Annotated in this window: 14 protein-coding genes; 13 read left to right on the top strand and 1 reads right to left on the bottom strand. The window is 62.2% G+C overall.

What is annotated here, in order from left to right; translation table 11 throughout:
* Positions 1-20: 20 nt before the first annotated feature.
* From J2X24_RS18905 to J2X24_RS18885, 5 genes are all read left to right on the top strand, one after another.
* Complete coding sequence (locus J2X24_RS18905) at positions 21-599, top strand: CC0125/CC1285 family lipoprotein (RefSeq protein WP_209725019.1); 579 nt, start codon at positions 21-23, stop codon at positions 597-599.
* A 61-nt stretch (positions 600-660) separates the two neighbouring features.
* Positions 661-1,359: a DUF6445 family protein gene (locus J2X24_RS18900; RefSeq protein ID WP_209725018.1), complete on the top strand. Its 699-nt coding sequence runs from the start codon at positions 661-663 to the stop codon at positions 1,357-1,359.
* Between the two features lie 73 nt (positions 1,360-1,432).
* The gene (locus J2X24_RS18895; RefSeq protein ID WP_209725017.1) at positions 1,433-2,974 is read left to right on the top strand and encodes a tryptophan halogenase family protein; all 1,542 of its coding nucleotides are present in this window, start codon (positions 1,433-1,435) and stop codon (positions 2,972-2,974) included.
* Positions 2,975-2,978: 4 nt separating this feature from the next.
* Complete coding sequence (locus J2X24_RS18890; protein ID WP_209725016.1) at positions 2,979-4,460, top strand: tryptophan 7-halogenase; 1,482 nt, start codon at positions 2,979-2,981, stop codon at positions 4,458-4,460.
* Positions 4,461-4,464: 4 nt separating this feature from the next.
* Complete coding sequence (locus J2X24_RS18885) at positions 4,465-5,973, top strand: tryptophan halogenase family protein (RefSeq protein WP_209725015.1); 1,509 nt, start codon at positions 4,465-4,467, stop codon at positions 5,971-5,973.
* Between the two features lie 26 nt (positions 5,974-5,999).
* Here the strand turns inward: J2X24_RS18885 and J2X24_RS18880 are convergent, their stop codons facing one another.
* A complete protein-coding gene (locus J2X24_RS18880) occupies positions 6,000-6,776 on the bottom strand; it encodes an IclR family transcriptional regulator (protein WP_209725014.1) in 777 nt (258 codons plus the stop codon).
* 535 nt (positions 6,777-7,311) lie between these two features.
* Here J2X24_RS18880 and J2X24_RS18875 point away from each other — a divergent pair.
* The 8 genes from J2X24_RS18875 to J2X24_RS22820 all read left to right on the top strand — a co-directional run bounded on the left by J2X24_RS18875 (position 7,312) and on the right by J2X24_RS22820 (position 16,293).
* Positions 7,312-9,579, top strand: a complete 2,268-nt coding sequence (locus tag J2X24_RS18875; protein WP_209725012.1) for a beta propeller repeat protein — start codon at positions 7,312-7,314, stop codon at positions 9,577-9,579.
* An 89-nt stretch (positions 9,580-9,668) separates the two neighbouring features.
* Positions 9,669-9,983: a TrbC/VirB2 family protein gene (locus J2X24_RS18870; RefSeq protein WP_209725010.1), complete on the top strand. Its 315-nt coding sequence runs from the start codon at positions 9,669-9,671 to the stop codon at positions 9,981-9,983.
* Positions 9,984-9,986: 3 nt separating this feature from the next.
* Positions 9,987-10,271, top strand: a complete 285-nt coding sequence (locus J2X24_RS18865) for a VirB3 family type IV secretion system protein (RefSeq protein WP_209725008.1) — start codon at positions 9,987-9,989, stop codon at positions 10,269-10,271.
* A complete protein-coding gene (locus J2X24_RS18860; protein ID WP_209725006.1) occupies positions 10,268-12,625 on the top strand; it encodes a VirB4 family type IV secretion/conjugal transfer ATPase in 2,358 nt (785 codons plus the stop codon). The genes J2X24_RS18865 and J2X24_RS18860 overlap by 4 nt, the downstream gene beginning before the upstream one ends.
* On the top strand, positions 12,622-13,806 hold the full coding sequence (locus J2X24_RS18855) for a type IV secretion system protein (protein ID WP_209725004.1): 1,185 nt from the start codon (positions 12,622-12,624) through the stop codon (positions 13,804-13,806). The genes J2X24_RS18860 and J2X24_RS18855 overlap by 4 nt, the downstream gene beginning before the upstream one ends.
* Complete coding sequence (locus tag J2X24_RS18850) at positions 13,803-14,594, top strand: VirB8 family type IV secretion system protein (RefSeq protein WP_209725002.1); 792 nt, start codon at positions 13,803-13,805, stop codon at positions 14,592-14,594. Before J2X24_RS18855 ends, J2X24_RS18850 begins: the two co-directional genes overlap by 4 nt.
* A complete protein-coding gene (locus tag J2X24_RS18845) occupies positions 14,591-15,292 on the top strand; it encodes a TrbG/VirB9 family P-type conjugative transfer protein (protein WP_209725000.1) in 702 nt (233 codons plus the stop codon). Before J2X24_RS18850 ends, J2X24_RS18845 begins: the two co-directional genes overlap by 4 nt.
* Entirely contained in the window at positions 15,289-16,293 is a 1,005-nt protein-coding gene (locus J2X24_RS22820; protein WP_209724998.1) for a TraB/TrbI/VirB10 family type IV secretion system protein, read from the top strand. The genes J2X24_RS18845 and J2X24_RS22820 overlap by 4 nt, the downstream gene beginning before the upstream one ends.
* Positions 16,294-16,297 lie beyond the last annotated feature (4 nt).

Here is a 16,297-nt window from a genome sequence, read left to right as displayed (position 1 = left end):
TTTGGTCTGTGAGGCTATCAATGAAGACGTTTTCACTTTTTGCCGCGGCCGCCGCCGCGGTGGTCGCGGTTTCCGCTGCTGAGGCGAAGCCATATAAGGCTGCGGAAACGCCGGGCGCGCCCGGTTATTTCAATGTGCTTGACGAAAGTGGTTTCTGGACGGTCGGCTACACGGGTGAGCCGGGACAGTCCAATAAGGAGATCGCCCAGTATGCCATGAAGCGTGCCGGTGATCTTGCCGCCGAGCAAAAGCAGGAATGGTTCGCCGTGCTGACGACGACCAACCGTATGGTGCAGCTTGGCGTCGCAGATGACCTGCAGAAGCGGGCCGGCAATTTCATGGGTTCGGGCGCGGGCGGGACAACCGGTGCATCGCCTTCCGGTGCGCCGGCCTCGGGCAACCGCAATAACTCTGGCAGCTTTGGTGGCGCTTCTGTTCCCAATGACGTGCTTGAGCGCTGGCAGCCACGCAAGGTGCGTCAGACACTTCTGGTGATCGAACTGGGTTCCGGCGACAAGGCAGAGTTTCCGGGGCTGGGGCGTACGCCGGAGATTTTCCCGGCAACGCCCGCTGCGCCTGCAGCGCCCGCGAACGACTAACCGGCCAGGCCGCAAGAGGATGCGGCTTTAGTGCGGGTCTTATGGTAGAGTAGGATAGGGTATGCAGGTCGCTGTACACGAAGTCGGGCATTCGAAATCAAGGGTCATCGTTATTGATGACTTTCTGGCCAATGCCCGCGCTGTCGTCGACTCGGCGGCCGCGCTGCCTGCCTTTCCACCCGAGAGCAAGACGGCCTATCCGGGCCGGCGTCACCAGATCGGGCCTGGGGACAAGGCATCTGCCTGTGTCATGGACATATTGCGGGCGGCGGGCCCTGTCATCCAAAGCCATTTTGATGCGGACAGTTTCCGGGTTTTCGAAGCCAGTTTCTCGCTGATCACGACACGGCCGGACGACATGAGCCCAAGACAGCGCGTCCCGCATTACGATTGGGATGACCCGAACTATCTCGCCATCATGCTTCATCTGCATCATGTGCCCCACACAGGCACAGCCTTCTATCGCCATGTTGCATGCGATCTCGAACAGGTAACCCGTGATGCGGCGCCTGTGCTTCGCAAGCACGTGCAGGCAGAACTTTCTGACGACGATCCTCCCGCGATGGTTTCTGGGGGGAAGTCGCAAGCGCACTATGAGAAGATATTCGAGGTTGAGGGGGGCTTTAACCGCCTCGTCATCTACCAGGGGTGTCTGCTTCATTCAGGCTACGTGTCGCCGGACTTCGATTACAGTGCGGACCCACGGACGGGACGACTGACGGCAAACGTGTTTATTCAGACCGTCAAAGGCAGCGGCTGATGGGTGGGCGAAAAGTGGGTGTCGGCGACCGCTGACACGAACTGTCCAGGGTGTTTTTTGTTGGAATTTGGGAATGCCGCAGAGTTCGAGCCATATAGAAAAAATCTGCATCCTGGGCGGAGGCACGGCGGGGTGGATGACTGCGGCAGCCCTCTCACACAAGCTGAAGGGACTGCCGATCCGGATCGAGCTGGTCGAATCCGATGAGATCGGCACGGTTGGCGTTGGCGAAGCGACGCTGCCGTTGATCCGGAAATTCAATGAAGCCCTGAACATCGACGAAGCGGCCTTCATGAAGGCGACCGAAGCGACCTTCAAGCTGGGGATCGAGTTCTGCAACTGGGGCAGGATCGGCGACCGCTATATCCACCCTTTTGGCGACTATGGCCGGCCGCTCAACGGCATACCTTTTTACCAGATGTGGCTGAGGTTGCGGGAACTGGGTGAAAAGCACCGGCTGGATGAATGGTCCTATCCCGTCATCGCCGCCGAAATGGGACGCTTCCGGTATCCGGCATCGGATTATGCCTCTGTCACCGGAAGTTTCGGCTACGCCTACCAGTTCGATGCCTCCCGATATGCGGCCTTCCTTCGGCAATACGCGGAAGCCAATGGTGTCATCCGCACGGAAGGGAAGGTGGCTGCGACATCCTGCCATTCCGAAACGGGTTTTGTCGAAGCCTTGAACCTGGACGGCGATCGCACCGTCACCGCCGATCTGTTTGTGGACTGTTCGGGGTTCAGGGGACTGCTTATCGAGCAGGCGCTCAAAACCGGCTATGACGACTGGAGCCATTGGCTGCCGTGCAATCGCGCGATCGCGGTGCCGTGTGAATCGCATGGCGAACTGACGCCCTTTACGCGGGCCACGGCGCGGGACGCCGGCTGGCAATGGCGCATTCCGTTGCAGCACCGGGTCGGCAACGGCCATGTCTACTGCAGCAGCTTCATTTCGGATGACGAAGCGACCGCGCAACTGATGGCGAACCTGGAAGGGCCGGCGCTGGCTTCACCGAAGCAGCTCTATTTCACGACCGGCCGCCGCCGGAAATTCTGGAACAGGAACGTGATTGCTATCGGCCTGGCCGCCGGATTTCTGGAGCCGCTCGAGTCGACGTCCATACACCTGATACAGGAGGGGATTACCGAGTTGATACAGCTGTTCCCCGACAAGGCCTTCCAGGCCTCGGACAGCGATGAATACAATGCGCGCATGGGGCTGGCCTTCGAGCGCGTGCGCGACTTCCTGCTGCTGCATTATGTCGCCAATCAGCGGGAGGACGGCGCGATGTGGCTGCATTTCCAGAACCTGACCCTGCCGGAGAGCCTCGAGGAGAAGATTTCGGCCTGGATGACCCGTGGCCATATCATCAGATATGAGTTCGGCACCTTCCTGCCGCCGAGCTGGCTGGCGGTTCTGCTCGGGCAAAACATGATCCCGCGTGGTTATGATCCGCGCGTTCTGGCCGTTCCGGAAGCCGATCTGGTTGCCCACGCCCAAAGCACCCGCGAAAGTGTGCTGGCGGCCGTGCGCGATACGCCTCAGCACGACCTGTTCATACGTCAGATCGGGGCGGGGACGGACAGGGCCCCGCTTGTTGCAAAGGCGGGTTAAGCGCGTGGCGAATTCAGCAATCTCTCCTGGAACACCTCTCAAGCACATTGCGATCTGCGGTGGAGGTCTTGCCGGCTATATGACAGCGGCGGCGCTGTTAAGGCATTTGCCGGCAGCGATCGAAATCACCCTCATAACGCCTCGCGATTATCCCGCGTCTGACATCTTTTACGGCAGTGTGACGTCGCCGTCGGCCTATGATTTCAACCTGTCCATCGGTGTGTCCGAGCCGCGGCTGGTGTTGGAAAGCACAACGGCATTTTCGCTTGGAACGCACTTCCAGGCTTGGGGAGGAGACAAGCTGTCCTGGTTCCAGGGCTTCCAGTTGCCACTACCTATTCTGAGCGGAGTGCCGTTCCATCAATACCTGGTCCGGCAGGATATGCAGGCGTTGGACCCCTTCCTGATATCCGCGGCCATGGCCCGAAGGGGCGTGTTCGCACACCCGCCAGAAAACGCAAGCCACCCGCTCGCGCGCGCGGAATATGGCTATCAGCTGGACGTCGCCTCGTACCGGCAGCTTTTTGCCGGGCTTACAGACAGGTCGCGGATACGCACGCTTTCCGCCGATCTGGCTGAAGTTGAAAGCACGCCCGAAAGCATTGTCACGCTGTACCTCTCTGATGGTCAAAGCGTTTCAGCGGACCTCTTTATCGACTGTACCGGTCCTGAGGCGACGCTGCTCAGCACGCTTGGCGCCAGACGCATAGGCAATCATTGGCTAAACGCCGTTCTGACTTCGAAAGCATCGGAGCATCTGGGCCCCGCGGTGCGGACGCTCAGCGGCCGGCACTTTGGCTGGCAATCGGCGACGCCATTGCAGGGTTCGCTTGCGAAGCTCACGGTATTTACAGAGGAGGGTGAGGCTTCGGCGCTCGCCGAACACGGTGAAGAGCCGGATGTGCGGACGGGGGCGCGTTTTGGCCGCCAACCTTGTGCGTGGGTCGGAAACTGCGTCGCGATCGGCCAGGCCGCGGCCATGATCGAGCCGCTGACGCCGGCGCCCATCATGCTCCTTCAGAAAGATATCGACCGGCTGGTTTCGCTTATTCCGCTCTCCGGCGACATGTCGATGGAAAGCCGTGAATTCAACCGTCAATTTGTCGACGACTGCGAACATGCGGAATTGTTCCGCCGCGCCCTGTTCGCTACCGCGCCACTGCCACGATCGTCATACTGGCAGGCTGACGGCGCTCTCGGGAGCAGTCCCAAGCTGGATCGTAAGTTCGAACAGTTCCTGAGCCGCGGTGTCCTCGTCGCCTACGACCTGGAACCTTTCACGCCGGAAGACTGGGTGGTTCTGCATTACGGCATGGGGCGTCGGCCGCGCCGTTATGATCGTCTGGCGGATCAGGCGCCGGCGCCGGAATTGAAGCAATATCTGGATACGCTGCGGCGAGACATCGAGGCGGCGACGTACAACCTCCCCAGCCACGACAGCTACATGACCAGGCTGCGGCAGTATCTCATGCGGCAAGGAGCCTGAAATCGTGGTTCCTCCGATAAAGGAAGTCGTCATTGTGGGCGGCGGTTCGGCCGGATGGATGGCCGCCGCCGCGCTGTCGAGCCTGTTGGCGCCGAAAGACATGTCTATCACGCTGATTGAATCCGACGAGATCGGGATTATCGGCGTCGGCGAAGCAACCATTCCGGACATCCTCAACTTCAACCAACTTCTTGGTATCGACGAAGGCGAATTTATCCGGGAAACGAACGCGACCATCAAGCTTGGCATCGAGTTCATTGACTGGGGGCGCAAAGGCGACCGCTACATCCATCCGTTCAGCAGCCACGGCGTGGACATGAACGGCTTCGATTTCCATCAATTCTGGTTGCACAGCCGCGCCGCCGGCAACACGCATCCGATTGACGACTACAGCCTGTGCGCCGTCGCGGCCCGACATGGAAAATTTGTCCGTCCGGACCCGAATCCGCGTTCCATCCGGTCGCATATCCGCTACGCCTATCACTTTGACGCCGCGCTCTATGCCAGATATCTGCGCGCCTATGCCGAAAAGCGCGGAGTGCGCCGGATCGAAGGCAAGATCGAAGCGGTCATCCAGGCGCCAGAGACCGGCCACATATCGGAAGTCAGATTAGAGAACGGTGACACCGTCCGTGGTGAAGTCTTTTTCGACTGTTCCGGTTTTCGCTCGCTTCTGCTGGGCCAGACGCTGAACGTTCCGTACAAGGACTGGAGCCATTGGCTGCCCTGCAATTCGGCCCAGGCTGTTCCGTCGCAGCATTCTGGTCCGCTTTTGCCCTATACGCGCGCCACGGCGAAATCCTCGGGATGGCAGTGGCGGATACCGACCCAGGCCAGGGTTGGGAACGGGCATATCTACAGCCGCGAATTCATGTCGGACGATGAAGCGGCTTCTGTCCTGCTGGCTGGCCTCGAAGGTGAAGCGCTGGCCTCTCCCCGGGTGATCCGGTTCACCGCCGGACATCGTCAACAGTTCTGGGTCAAGAACTGTATCGCGATAGGTCTGTCCGCCGGCTTCCTGGAACCGTTGGAATCGACGTCGCTCTACCTTATCCAGGAAGGGATCAGCCGTTTCATCGCGCTCTTCCCCAATGCCTCTTTGCCGGACGTTTTTCGCGACGAATATAACCGGCACATGCAGACGGAGTTCGAGCAGGTGCGGGACTTCATCATCCTGCACTATTCGGCGACCGAAAGAGACGACACGCCTTTCTGGAACTATTGCAGGACAATGGCGATCCCGGAGAGCCTCCAGCACAAGATCGCGCTTTTCCGCGAAGGCGGCCGTGCCTTCAGGCTCAACGACGAGCTGTTTTCGCGCCCAAGCTGGGTGGCGGTTTTCCTCGGGCAGAACATCGTCCCGAAGGCCTGTGACCCTGTTGTGGCCGCACTACCCGCACAGGAGGTCCTGGCAAGTGTTGAGTCCATGCGGCGGGCCATGATCGAGGCGGCGCGAAACATGCCGACTCACGAGGAATTCCTGTCACAGTTTCGCAAGACCGAGGTCGCCTAAGCTCTCGGATATGGACAGTGTCATTGTCACTGATTGCCGGCGGAACCGAGCTCTTCGGAGATCTGGCGGGTTGTCTCTTGCAAATACATGCGTGCATCGTCACGCGTGACTTTTTGGGTCCCGTCAATGAGTTGAAGAAATGGAACGGTGAGGGCCGCCACGACGGCGCCGCTATTGCCGAAAATCGGGCAACTGATGTCCGTTACGCCCACGGTCCGCGTACTCTTCATCACCTCAAACCCTCGCGACCTGACCTTCTGGAGGGTGCGATCAAGGTCGGAGCCGACGTTAACTTCCCCAACGGCCGGACCATCATTCACGGCATTGAATGCCAAAAGCACATGACCGGAGCAGGTCGAGTCGAGAGATATTCCGGCGCCGACGCGGACCGCAAACACCGTCGGTCCCGGGGTCTGTTGTCGATAGACGATCATTCCGCGATTGCCGTTGCGGACGACCAGGTGACATGACTGCTCTATTTGATGGGACAGGTCCCGCATGAAGGGCGCTGCAATCTGGACGAGTTCGTCGACAGGCGTTGCCTTGAAGCCCATTTCAAGCAGCCGCAACGTGACCCGAAAGCGGTCGCCGGGGTGGCGCCTTAACCACGCCAGCCGTTCCATGACCATCACGACACGGAAGATTTCACTGACGGACAAGCCAAGCTTTCCGGCCATTTCCGTAACTGTGAGCCCGCGTGGATATTCGGACAGCAGCTCCAAAATCGAAAATCCCTTTTCGAGCGCCGGTGCACTGTAGATGGGCGGCTTTGTTTCGTCAGGGGAGGGCGCGGAGATGGACATGGATGATGCGACTCGCAAATAAGCGACGAATGGCTGCACAGCGCAACACACTCCATCCAGGGGTTAGACAATAGGTCGCAGGACTTGGCAAGCCGTTGCCAGTCCCCGGGTTTCGGCGCCGGGACCGTGCGATATCGCGCCGGATGCCCGATAGGTTGCCCGTGCTTAATCATGGGTAAAACGCCATTTCGAAACTTTTGTTTTCGCGCTAGGTGGGCGAAGTCTCGTGGGTCGTCGAGCATATATGCTCTATCCAATGGACGATGCATAAAAATAGGTAGTTTTCTGTTTTATAAGGAAAAGTACGCGGTTTGATGTTGAGCGTCGTGTATCGGGCGCAGCCAGTTAGGGACATCGACGAAGTTGAAATCGCTCAATCTATAATTTATATGTAAAATTTAATTTTGCATATGACGTTTTAATGTGTATCTCTGTTGTGGGCCTGACAACAAGGCCCGCCTTTGGTAGGGAGTGTCGACCCTAATCCTTCTGTGGTCGTGCGCCTGCTTCGGGCTCAAAAAACAGGAAGGACGTCATGAAAAAAACCTTGCGTCATGCCCTTTTAAAAGGGCTGGCTGTCGGCGCGCTTGCCATTTCGGCAGCGGCGATTGCCACAGTATCCCCCGCCAGCGCGCAGAGCTACACGTGGCAGGTCGCAAAAATCGGCGGTGGCGGCTACGTGCCCGAAGTTATCGCCCATCCGGGCCAGCAGGGCCTGTTTTATGCCCGCACCGACGTGGGCGGCGCCTATCGTTACAATTCATCGAACAGCACCTGGGTGCCGCTGCTCGACTGGCTGACCCCGGATCAGGCCGCGTACAACAACGTTCAAGCCATCGCCGTCGACCCCAACAATACCAACTTGCTCTACATGGTTGCCGGTGGTGGCCATGACTGGCAAACCAACTGCTGCGGCGCCTTGTTGATTTCGTGGAACCAGGGATACAGCTTCCAGATTGTGCCTTTTCCGTTCGAGGTCAACGGCAACGAGGCCGGCCGCAATGTCGGGCCGCGCCTGGCGGTCGACCCGAACCTGGGTTCGGTGCTGTTCTACGGTACGGCCAACACCTCGGCCTGGGCCTCGAACAACGGCCTCTGGAAGAGCACTAACAACGGTTACAATTGGTCCAAGGTGACCAGCTTCCCGGCCATGTCGAACAACGACACCGGCGCGGGCGTTGCTTTCGTCGCCATGCACAAGCCGTCGAGTGCGTCGGGCCAGGCCACGAAGACCATTTTTGCCGGCGTCAGCACAGCGCAGGCCGCCAGCAACGGCTCCACACTTTACCGCAGCACCGACGGTGGCAATAGCTGGTCGCTGGTTCCGGGCGCACCGACGGGCCTGCTCCCGCAACAGGGCCAGATCGGTCCTGACGGCAACCTCTACATCACCTATTCGCGGGCAGCTTCGGGGACGAGCGGCGGCGGGCCGAGCGGCCTGGATCATGGCCAGGTGTGGAAGTACAATGTTGCCGGCGGCAACTGGACCAACATCACGCCTCCGAACGACAGCCAGCAACTGGCCGGCTGGTTCGCCGACTACGGCTTCTCGGGCCTGTCGGTCGATCCGGCGCATTCGGGCACTGTCGCCGTGATGAGCGTCAACCGCTATGACGGCCACGGTGAGTCGCTGCACCGGACCACCAACGGCGGTCAATCCTGGGTTAACGCTACCGCCAACGTCAATGTCAACCTCAGTGCGGCCCCCTGGAACGGCACCCGTAGCTATCTCGGCAACTGGAGCGGCGTGGCGCTCGATCCGTTCAACACCAACCACGCCTTCGTCACCTGGGGTGGCGGCATCATGTCGACCCAGAATCTGACGGCCTCCGCCAGCGGTGGGACCGTCAATTTCACGCTCGATCAAAACGGCGTGGAAGAAACCGTTCCGCTCAGCCTGGCGTCTCCGACCGCATTTCCCTGGGGCGGTTCGGTGCCGTTGGTGAGCGGGATGGGCGACGTGTGCGGCTTCTTCCACACCAACATGACCCAGGCCCCCGCGGCCGCGCACTCCAATCCCAACTGCGGCAACACCTCCTCCCTCGACTGGGCCAAGAGCGCCTCGAACATTATGGTGCGGGTCGGCATCTGGGGCAGCGCTCCAGGCGCCATCTCGTATAATGGCGGCTACAGCTGGTCTCCCTTCACCAGCACGCCGGCCGGTGTCACGAATGACAGTGGCGGCACCATCGCAATCAATGCCGATGGCAGCTCCATCGTCTGGGCGCCCGGCGACAGCGGCGTTGTGCCGGTCGTCTCGACCAACAGCACCTACAGCTGGTCTTCGACGTCGTTGCCGGCCGGCATCGCCGTGGTGGCCGACGGCGCGAACGTCAACAACTTCTACGCCTATGAACGCACCAATGGTAAGGTCTATGTCAGCACCAACAAAGGCGTCAGCTGGACCCAGCCCGTTACGCCCATTGCGTGGCACACCATGATCACGCCGTTCGGCAAGTCCTGCGACGTCTGGCTCTACGGTTACAGCGGTTTGTTGCGCAACACGACCTGCGGCTCGGGCACCTGGAGCCAGGTCTCCGGCCCGACGAGCATTCAGGCCATGGGCTTCGGTAAGGCGGCGTCTGGCCAGTCCTACCCGGCGATGTACGTCGCCGGCACCTACAACAATGTCAAAGGCGTCTTCCGCTCGGTCAACGGCGGCAGCACCTGGACGCGGATCGACAACGCCCAGAATCAATACGGCGGCTTCCGCATGCTTGTGGGCGACCCGAAGACCTTCGGGACGGTCTATGGGGCCACCAACTCCGGTCGTGGCATCGTTTACGGAACGTCTCCGAACTGATGCTGATAACCTGGACCAGCAGCGGCCGCGTTGCTGGTCCTATCCCGTTGCCGACAGCCAATCCGTAAGTTTTTACCTGAGTAAAACCCATGAAAGCGATACAACACTTATCGAGCGCCATTCCGGCCCTGGCCCTTGTCGCCCTGCCGGCCCGCGCCCAGGCCTATGCCGACCCTGAAGGCTCGGGTGCGATCGTCGGCGCCCTCCACTGGATCCAGGGAACCTTACTGGGCACGACGGCGACGGTGGTCGCCGTGATCGCCGTTGCCTTCTGCGGCTACATGATGCTGACGGGCCGGCTGAACTGGCGCCACGGCGCCGCCGTCATCCTGGGCTGCTTCATCCTTTTTGGCGCGACCAGCATCGTCGCCGGAATCCAGACGGCAGCCAGCGGCGGCTTCTGAACCATGGACACGCTCGATCGCGACCGCCTTTTCGTCGCCCTGACCAAACCGCAGATGTTCCTGGGTGTAACCTACAGTTTCCTGATCGCGAACGTCATCATCACGACGGAACTGTTCCTGATCTTCAAGGCGTTCTGGGTCATCGCCGCGGCGCTCGTCATCCATGCCATCGGCTGGGTCGCCCACCTGTACGATCCGCGTATTTTCGATATCTGGATCGTTACAAGCTCACGCTGTCCGCACGTCGCGAACCGGTCACTATGGGGGTGCAATTCCTATAGTCCATGAACAGAGTAGCTTACGAAAAGGAAACCCGCGGCGGCGATCGCCTGCCGTATCTCGCGCACGTCGACGACAATACGGTGATGCTGCAGGACAAGCGCCTTATGCAGACCATCGTCCTGAAGGGACTTCTGTTCGAGACCGCGGATACCAGTGAACTCAATTATCGCAAGGACCTAAGGGACGCAGCGCTTAAGGCGCTCAGCGCCTCGCGCTTCGCGCTCTATTACCATATTGTCCGCCGCCGCGTGGAACCGGCGCTTGATGCATCTTACGGCGATGCGTTCAGCCGTGCCCTGAACGATCGATGGCGCAAACGGCTGGACGCCAAGGCGCTCTATGTCAACGACATCTATGTCACGCTTCTGCGCCGGCCGACCCAGGGCAGCAAGGGTTTGGTTCAGCGGTTCTTCGACAACATGTCCGCCGACGCGGGCCGCGCCGACATCGAGCTGCGCGAAGGTCTGCGCGATCTGAACGAGGCACGCGAGGTTCTGATGGCCTCGCTGGCGGCTTATCGGCCGCGCGTCGTCGGTGTCTACGAGCGCGACGGCCGGCGCTACTCTGGCATTCTTGAGTTCCTGGCGCAGATTTACAACGGCTTCAGCCAGGCGCGGTTGCTGCCGGAAGGCAAGCTGGCGTCACACGTGCCGGCCCGCCGCCTCAGCTTTGGCCGCATGACCGGAGAACTGGCCCCCTATGCCGAGCAGGACCGCCGCTATTTCGGCATCCTGTCGATCCGGGAATATCCCGGCACGTCGCGGCCGGGCATGATCGACGAACTGCTGCGGCTGCCGGCGGAATTCGTGCTGACGCAAAGCTTCGCCTTCGTCGACCGCGAACCCGCCTTGCGCCGCGTCAACCTGGCGCTCCGCCGCATGCGCGCCAGCGACGACGAGGCGATCACCCTGCGCAACGAGCTGGCCGGCGCCAGCGACGACCTGGCCGCGGGACGCGCGATCTTCGGTGAACATCACATGAGCCTGATGCTCAGCGCCTCCGACGAGGGCGACGTCGCGCAGGGGCTGGCCGACGCCCAGGCCGTGCTGGCGGATCTCGGCATCGTCGGCGTGCGTGAGGACCTGGCGCTTGAGCCAGCCTTCTGGGCGCAGTTCCCGGGCAATATGCGCTTCATCACCCGGCGCGCGCTCATCGCCGGACGCAATTTCGCCAGTTTCGCCTCGTTCCACAATTTCGCCATTGGCGAGCCGCGCGGTTACTGGGGGGAGGCGGTGACCGTCCTCGAAACCACGGCGGCGGGGCCCTATTTCTTCAACTTCCACCACGGCGACCTCGGCAATTTCAGCGTGATCGGCCCGTCTGGCTCGGGCAAGACGGTGGTGTTGAACTTCCTGCTGGCCCAGGCGCTGAAGTTCAAGCCGCGGCTCGTCTTCTTCGATAAGGACCGGGGCTCGGAAATCTTTATCCGGGCCGTCGGCGGCCGCTACCGCACTTTGCGTCCCGGCGCGCCCTCAGGACTCAACCCCCTGGCCCTGGAAGCATCGCCGGCGAACCGCCGCTTCCTTATCGAATGGGTATCGCGTCTGGTCTCGGCGGACGCAGCACCGAGCGCCGAGGACCTGGCGGTGATCGAGGCGGCGGTAGACGCCAACTTCTCGGCGCCTCCCAGCCTGCGCCGCCTTCGTGCCTTCGCGGATCTGCTGCGGGGCGCGGAACGGCCAAAGGCAACCGACCTTTATGCCCGTCTGCGTCCCTGGTTCGGCAACGGAGAGCACGCCTGGCTGTTCGACAATGCCGACGACGAGGTCGGACTGGATGCGGCGGTCGTCGGCTTCGACATGACGCAATTGCTGGACGCTCCGGCGACGCGGACACCGGCCATGATGTACCTGTTCCATCGCGTCGAAGAACGGCTGGATGGATCGCCGGCGATCATTGTTGTCGACGAGGGCTGGAAGGCGCTGGATGACGATATCTTCGTGGCTCGCATTCGCGACTGGGAAAAGACGATCCGCAAACGCAATGGACTGGTGGGCTTCGTCACCCAGAGCGCCCAGGACGCCTTGGCCAGCCGCATCTCCTCGGCGATTGTCGAGCAGGCCGCCACCCATATCTTCCTGCCTAACGCGCGCGCCCAGGCCGTAGACTATGTCGACGGTTTCGGATTGACCCAGCATGAGTTCGACCTGATCCGCTCCTTGCCCGATCACGCCCACTGCTTCCTGATCAAGCACGGCCGGGAAAGCGTCGTGGCGCGCCTCGACCTGACCGGCGAAGCGGAAATGCTGCACGTCCTTTCCGGCCGCGAGAGCGCTATCCGGCTGTTGGACGAAGTGCGTGCCGCTGTGGGCGATCACCCACACGACTGGATGCCTCCCTTCCTGGAGCGGTTGACATGAGCGGCTTATGTCCTGCCATCGCCGGCGACGCCGGGGTTGTCGAGCGCCTGGCGGCCTATGTCGAATGCCAGTCGCGGCAGATCGAACTCGCGGGGTTCCAGGGCGGCGTGTGGCACGGCCTGCCAACGGCCCTGGTCGCGGTATTGCTGGCGCTCTATGTCGCCGGCATCGGTTATCGGCTCATCCTGTACCATCAGCTCGACACGGCCAGCCTGATCCATGCGGTGCTTCGCCTGGGCTTCGTCATTGCCGCGGCGACGACTTTCACCACCTATTCCGCGCTGGTCTACACCGTTTCCACCCAAGGGCCGCAGGAACTGGCGGCCATGGCCCTGGCGCCAACAGGATTGCGGACCCCTTCGCTGACTGAGGCCAGCCACAGCGCGGCCGGGTATCTGGACGCGTTGGCCGGGCCGTCGCAGGCGGTGCCGGTCCCTGCGCCGCCGTCTGCCGGCGGCGATCCGTCTGTTCCGCCTCCCGCGCCAGGGCCTTCGCCCGCCACTTCGGGCCACGACCTGGGCAATGCCGTACTCATGCTCTCCTGCGTCGGGTTCAGCCTGGCCGCGCGGTTGGTTCAGGCGATCGTCCTGGCTGTCGGGCCGCTGTTTATCGCCGCCGCCCTGTTCGATATGTCGATAGGGCTGTTCGCCGGGTGGCTGCGAGCAATGATCGCGCTGTTTATCGCCCAAACGGGCTACGCAGTAAGTTCGGCAGTCGAACTGTCCTTTTTGGCACGCGATCTCTCGCACCTGTCCCAGGCGCCCGATGCCAGCGCTCCGTTGCTTATCGGACTGTTTTTCCTGGCGGGCGGCGCCGCCATAACCGTGGTCGCGGTGCTTGCGGCGAGTGGGTTCCTGCCCATCGACCTCATCCGGCGCGCGGGCACGTTCGTGACCGCGCGAATGGGTACCGAAGCGCCGTCTACCCCGCGGTCTCCTTGGCCGGTCGCAGAAATTCGGACTGAGCCCCCGGTTTCGCGGGCGCAACGCGTCACGGACGCGGTTGGAGCTTTGGCCGTTGCCGATGAGCAGCGGCAGAACAATAACCGGGGAGGGGGCGGTGGCGCGGCTTCAGCCTGGGCAGGCTCCGCAGACTCTTCAGCAGGTGCGGGGCCAGGCTTGCGGCGGCCGACACATATGCGGGCGTCAACTGGGGCGGCGAAGCGGGACTTGATTTCATGAAGACAGACACGCAATCCTATTATCCGGATAGTTCGAGTTGGGCGCAAAGCGAGGCCGACGCGGCGCGGCGCGCCCGCAACCGAGCCTGGCTTGTCGCCGGCGCGGCAGCTCTGGTCGCGGTTGCCGAAGCCCTCGCCCTGGCCAGTCTGGTCCCGCTCAAATCGACAAATGTCGTTCCGGTCCTGGTCGACCGGCAGACCGGATTTGTCGAGGTGCTGGACAAGGGCGGCAGCCAGACCCTGCGCGCCGACACGGCCCTGACGCGTTCGATGCTGGCGCAGTATGTCATCGCGCGGGAAGGTTTCGACATTACGGCCCTGCGCGCCGACTACCGCAAGGTCATGCTGTGGTCGGGCGGCCAGGCCCGTGGCGAATATGCCGCCCTGATGCCGGCCCACAATCCGCAAAGTCCGCTCAAGCTCTATCCGCGTTCGGCGGTGGTCGCCGTCAATGTCGAATCCGTTTCGGAGCTCGGGCCAAAGACGGCTCTGGTGCGCTTCACCACGACGCGCATGGACGAAGGCGCCGCGAGCGGGACATACGGCTATTATGCTGCCGTGATCACCTATCAGTTCTCAGACGGGCCGCTGCGTGCCGAGGACCGGCTGGTCAATCCGCTGGGCTTCCAGGTGACACGATACCGGCGCAACGACGAGATAGCGCCGCGACCGGCTCAGGGCTTCACGATGGCAATTCCCCTAGAGGCGCCCAATGCGACGACAGCCCTAAGCGACATTCCGCCTTCCGAAGATGGCGCGGATTCCCCTACGAGCGTGAGAGAACCGTGACGACACGCCGCCATCTCCTCGTCATGATCGCCATCTTGCCGGTCGCCGCTACTCCAGCCTGGGCGTCGGTCACGCCTACGCCAGGCCTGAAGGACCCGCGGATACAGACGGTCGACTACGATCCGGACGAAGTCGTCGTGCTGCGCGTTGCACTGGGCTATGCGGTGGCTGTCGAGTTTTCGTCGGATGAGCGCATTGAAAACGTCGCGCTGGGCAACAGCGCCGTCTGGCAGGCCGTGGCCAATCATCGGGCCGACCGCCTGTTCATCAAGCCGATGCAGGGCGCGACCAATACCAATCTGACCGTCGTCACCGATAGCCGCGAATATAATTTCGACCTGACCGCCATTCCGGCACCGGACGCCGCCACTCCCATATCGCTGCGTTTTGTCTATCCGGTATATCTGGCCCAGCCGGTTGCCCAGGATACGCCGAGATCGTATTTCCGTTTCACCGGGGCCACATCGCTCCGTCCGTCGTCCATGTACGAGGACGGCTCCGCGACCTTCGTGGAATGGCGCGGCGATGGCCAGGTTCCGGCGGTTTTCATGATTAACGATCGGGGGGGCGAGGTCCTGATCAACGGCGCCATGCGTGACGGCAGATACGTCATCGACCTTGTCGCCGACCGGTTCGTTTTCCGGCTTGGGGATCAGAAGGCGACCGCGACACGCCTTATCGAAAAGGGGCGGAAATGAGCGGCACCGGCGCGCAACAACCCGATGACCCGGCGCCCCGGGTGGCCCTGCCGAAAGCCGGGCCTTCACCTGTCATCGTGGCCGCACTCCTTTGCATCGTAGGTGGAGGGGTGATCTGGGCCAGCCAGGCCCATCTCGGCAAGCCTAAGGTGGCGCCGCGCACCGCGCCGGCAACCGTAGCGGTTCCACCGCCTATTGCGCCACTGGACATTCCTCCTCCGCCATCGCCCGAGCCAGCTTCCCGGCCGCTCCCCGAAATTCGCTATGTTCCGGCCCCACCGCCGCCGCCGGTCGTCCAGTATGTCGAGCGCCCCGGTCCGCCACAAATACCGCCGGCGCCCCAGCCGCGATTGTCCGAGCCCGTCATGACGATCGACCTGCCTTCGGCGACGCCGGCCGAGACCCCGGCGCCGGACGACACCCCGGCGCGCGCCGTCATCATGCGCAATCGCGCCATGCTGGTTCCGCAAGGGACGCTCATTCCGGCAGCGATCGAAACGCCGGTCGATTCCAGTCAGGGCGGAGCCGTGCGCGCCGTCACGACGGGCGATACGCGCGGTTTCGACGGGACCAGGGTCCTGATCCCGCGTGGGAGCCATCTGATCGGTGAAATCCGGGCCGGGACACAGGCCAACCAGAGCCGCGTCGCGATCCAGTGGACACGCCTGATCCGGCCTGATGGTGTCGCCATCAAGCTGACGGCGCCGGGAGCGGACCTGCGGGGCGGGGCGGGCGTTGCGGGCAAGGTCGACAATCACCTGATGGCGCGCATCGGGTCCGCCGCGCTTCAAACCGTGCTGACGGTCGGCGTCGCCCTGGCGTCGCGCCCCGGCGATGGGTCGGTGGTCCTGGGCGTTCCGGCCCAGACGGCGGGCAATGTCGCGCAGGCGGGGGCGGCGCAAGGTGCAAATGCGCCGACGGTCACGGTCGAAGCCGGCACGCCGATCATGGTCTTTGTCAACCGGGACATGGACTTTACGGGGGTCTCGCCAAGACGATGACCGG

The organism is Asticcacaulis solisilvae, from assembly GCF_017875235.1.
Taxonomy (GTDB): domain Bacteria; phylum Pseudomonadota; class Alphaproteobacteria; order Caulobacterales; family Caulobacteraceae; genus Asticcacaulis; species Asticcacaulis solisilvae_A.
The sequence above is the reverse complement of the archived record's forward strand: the minus strand, read 5'-3'. Positions and strand labels throughout refer to the sequence as shown.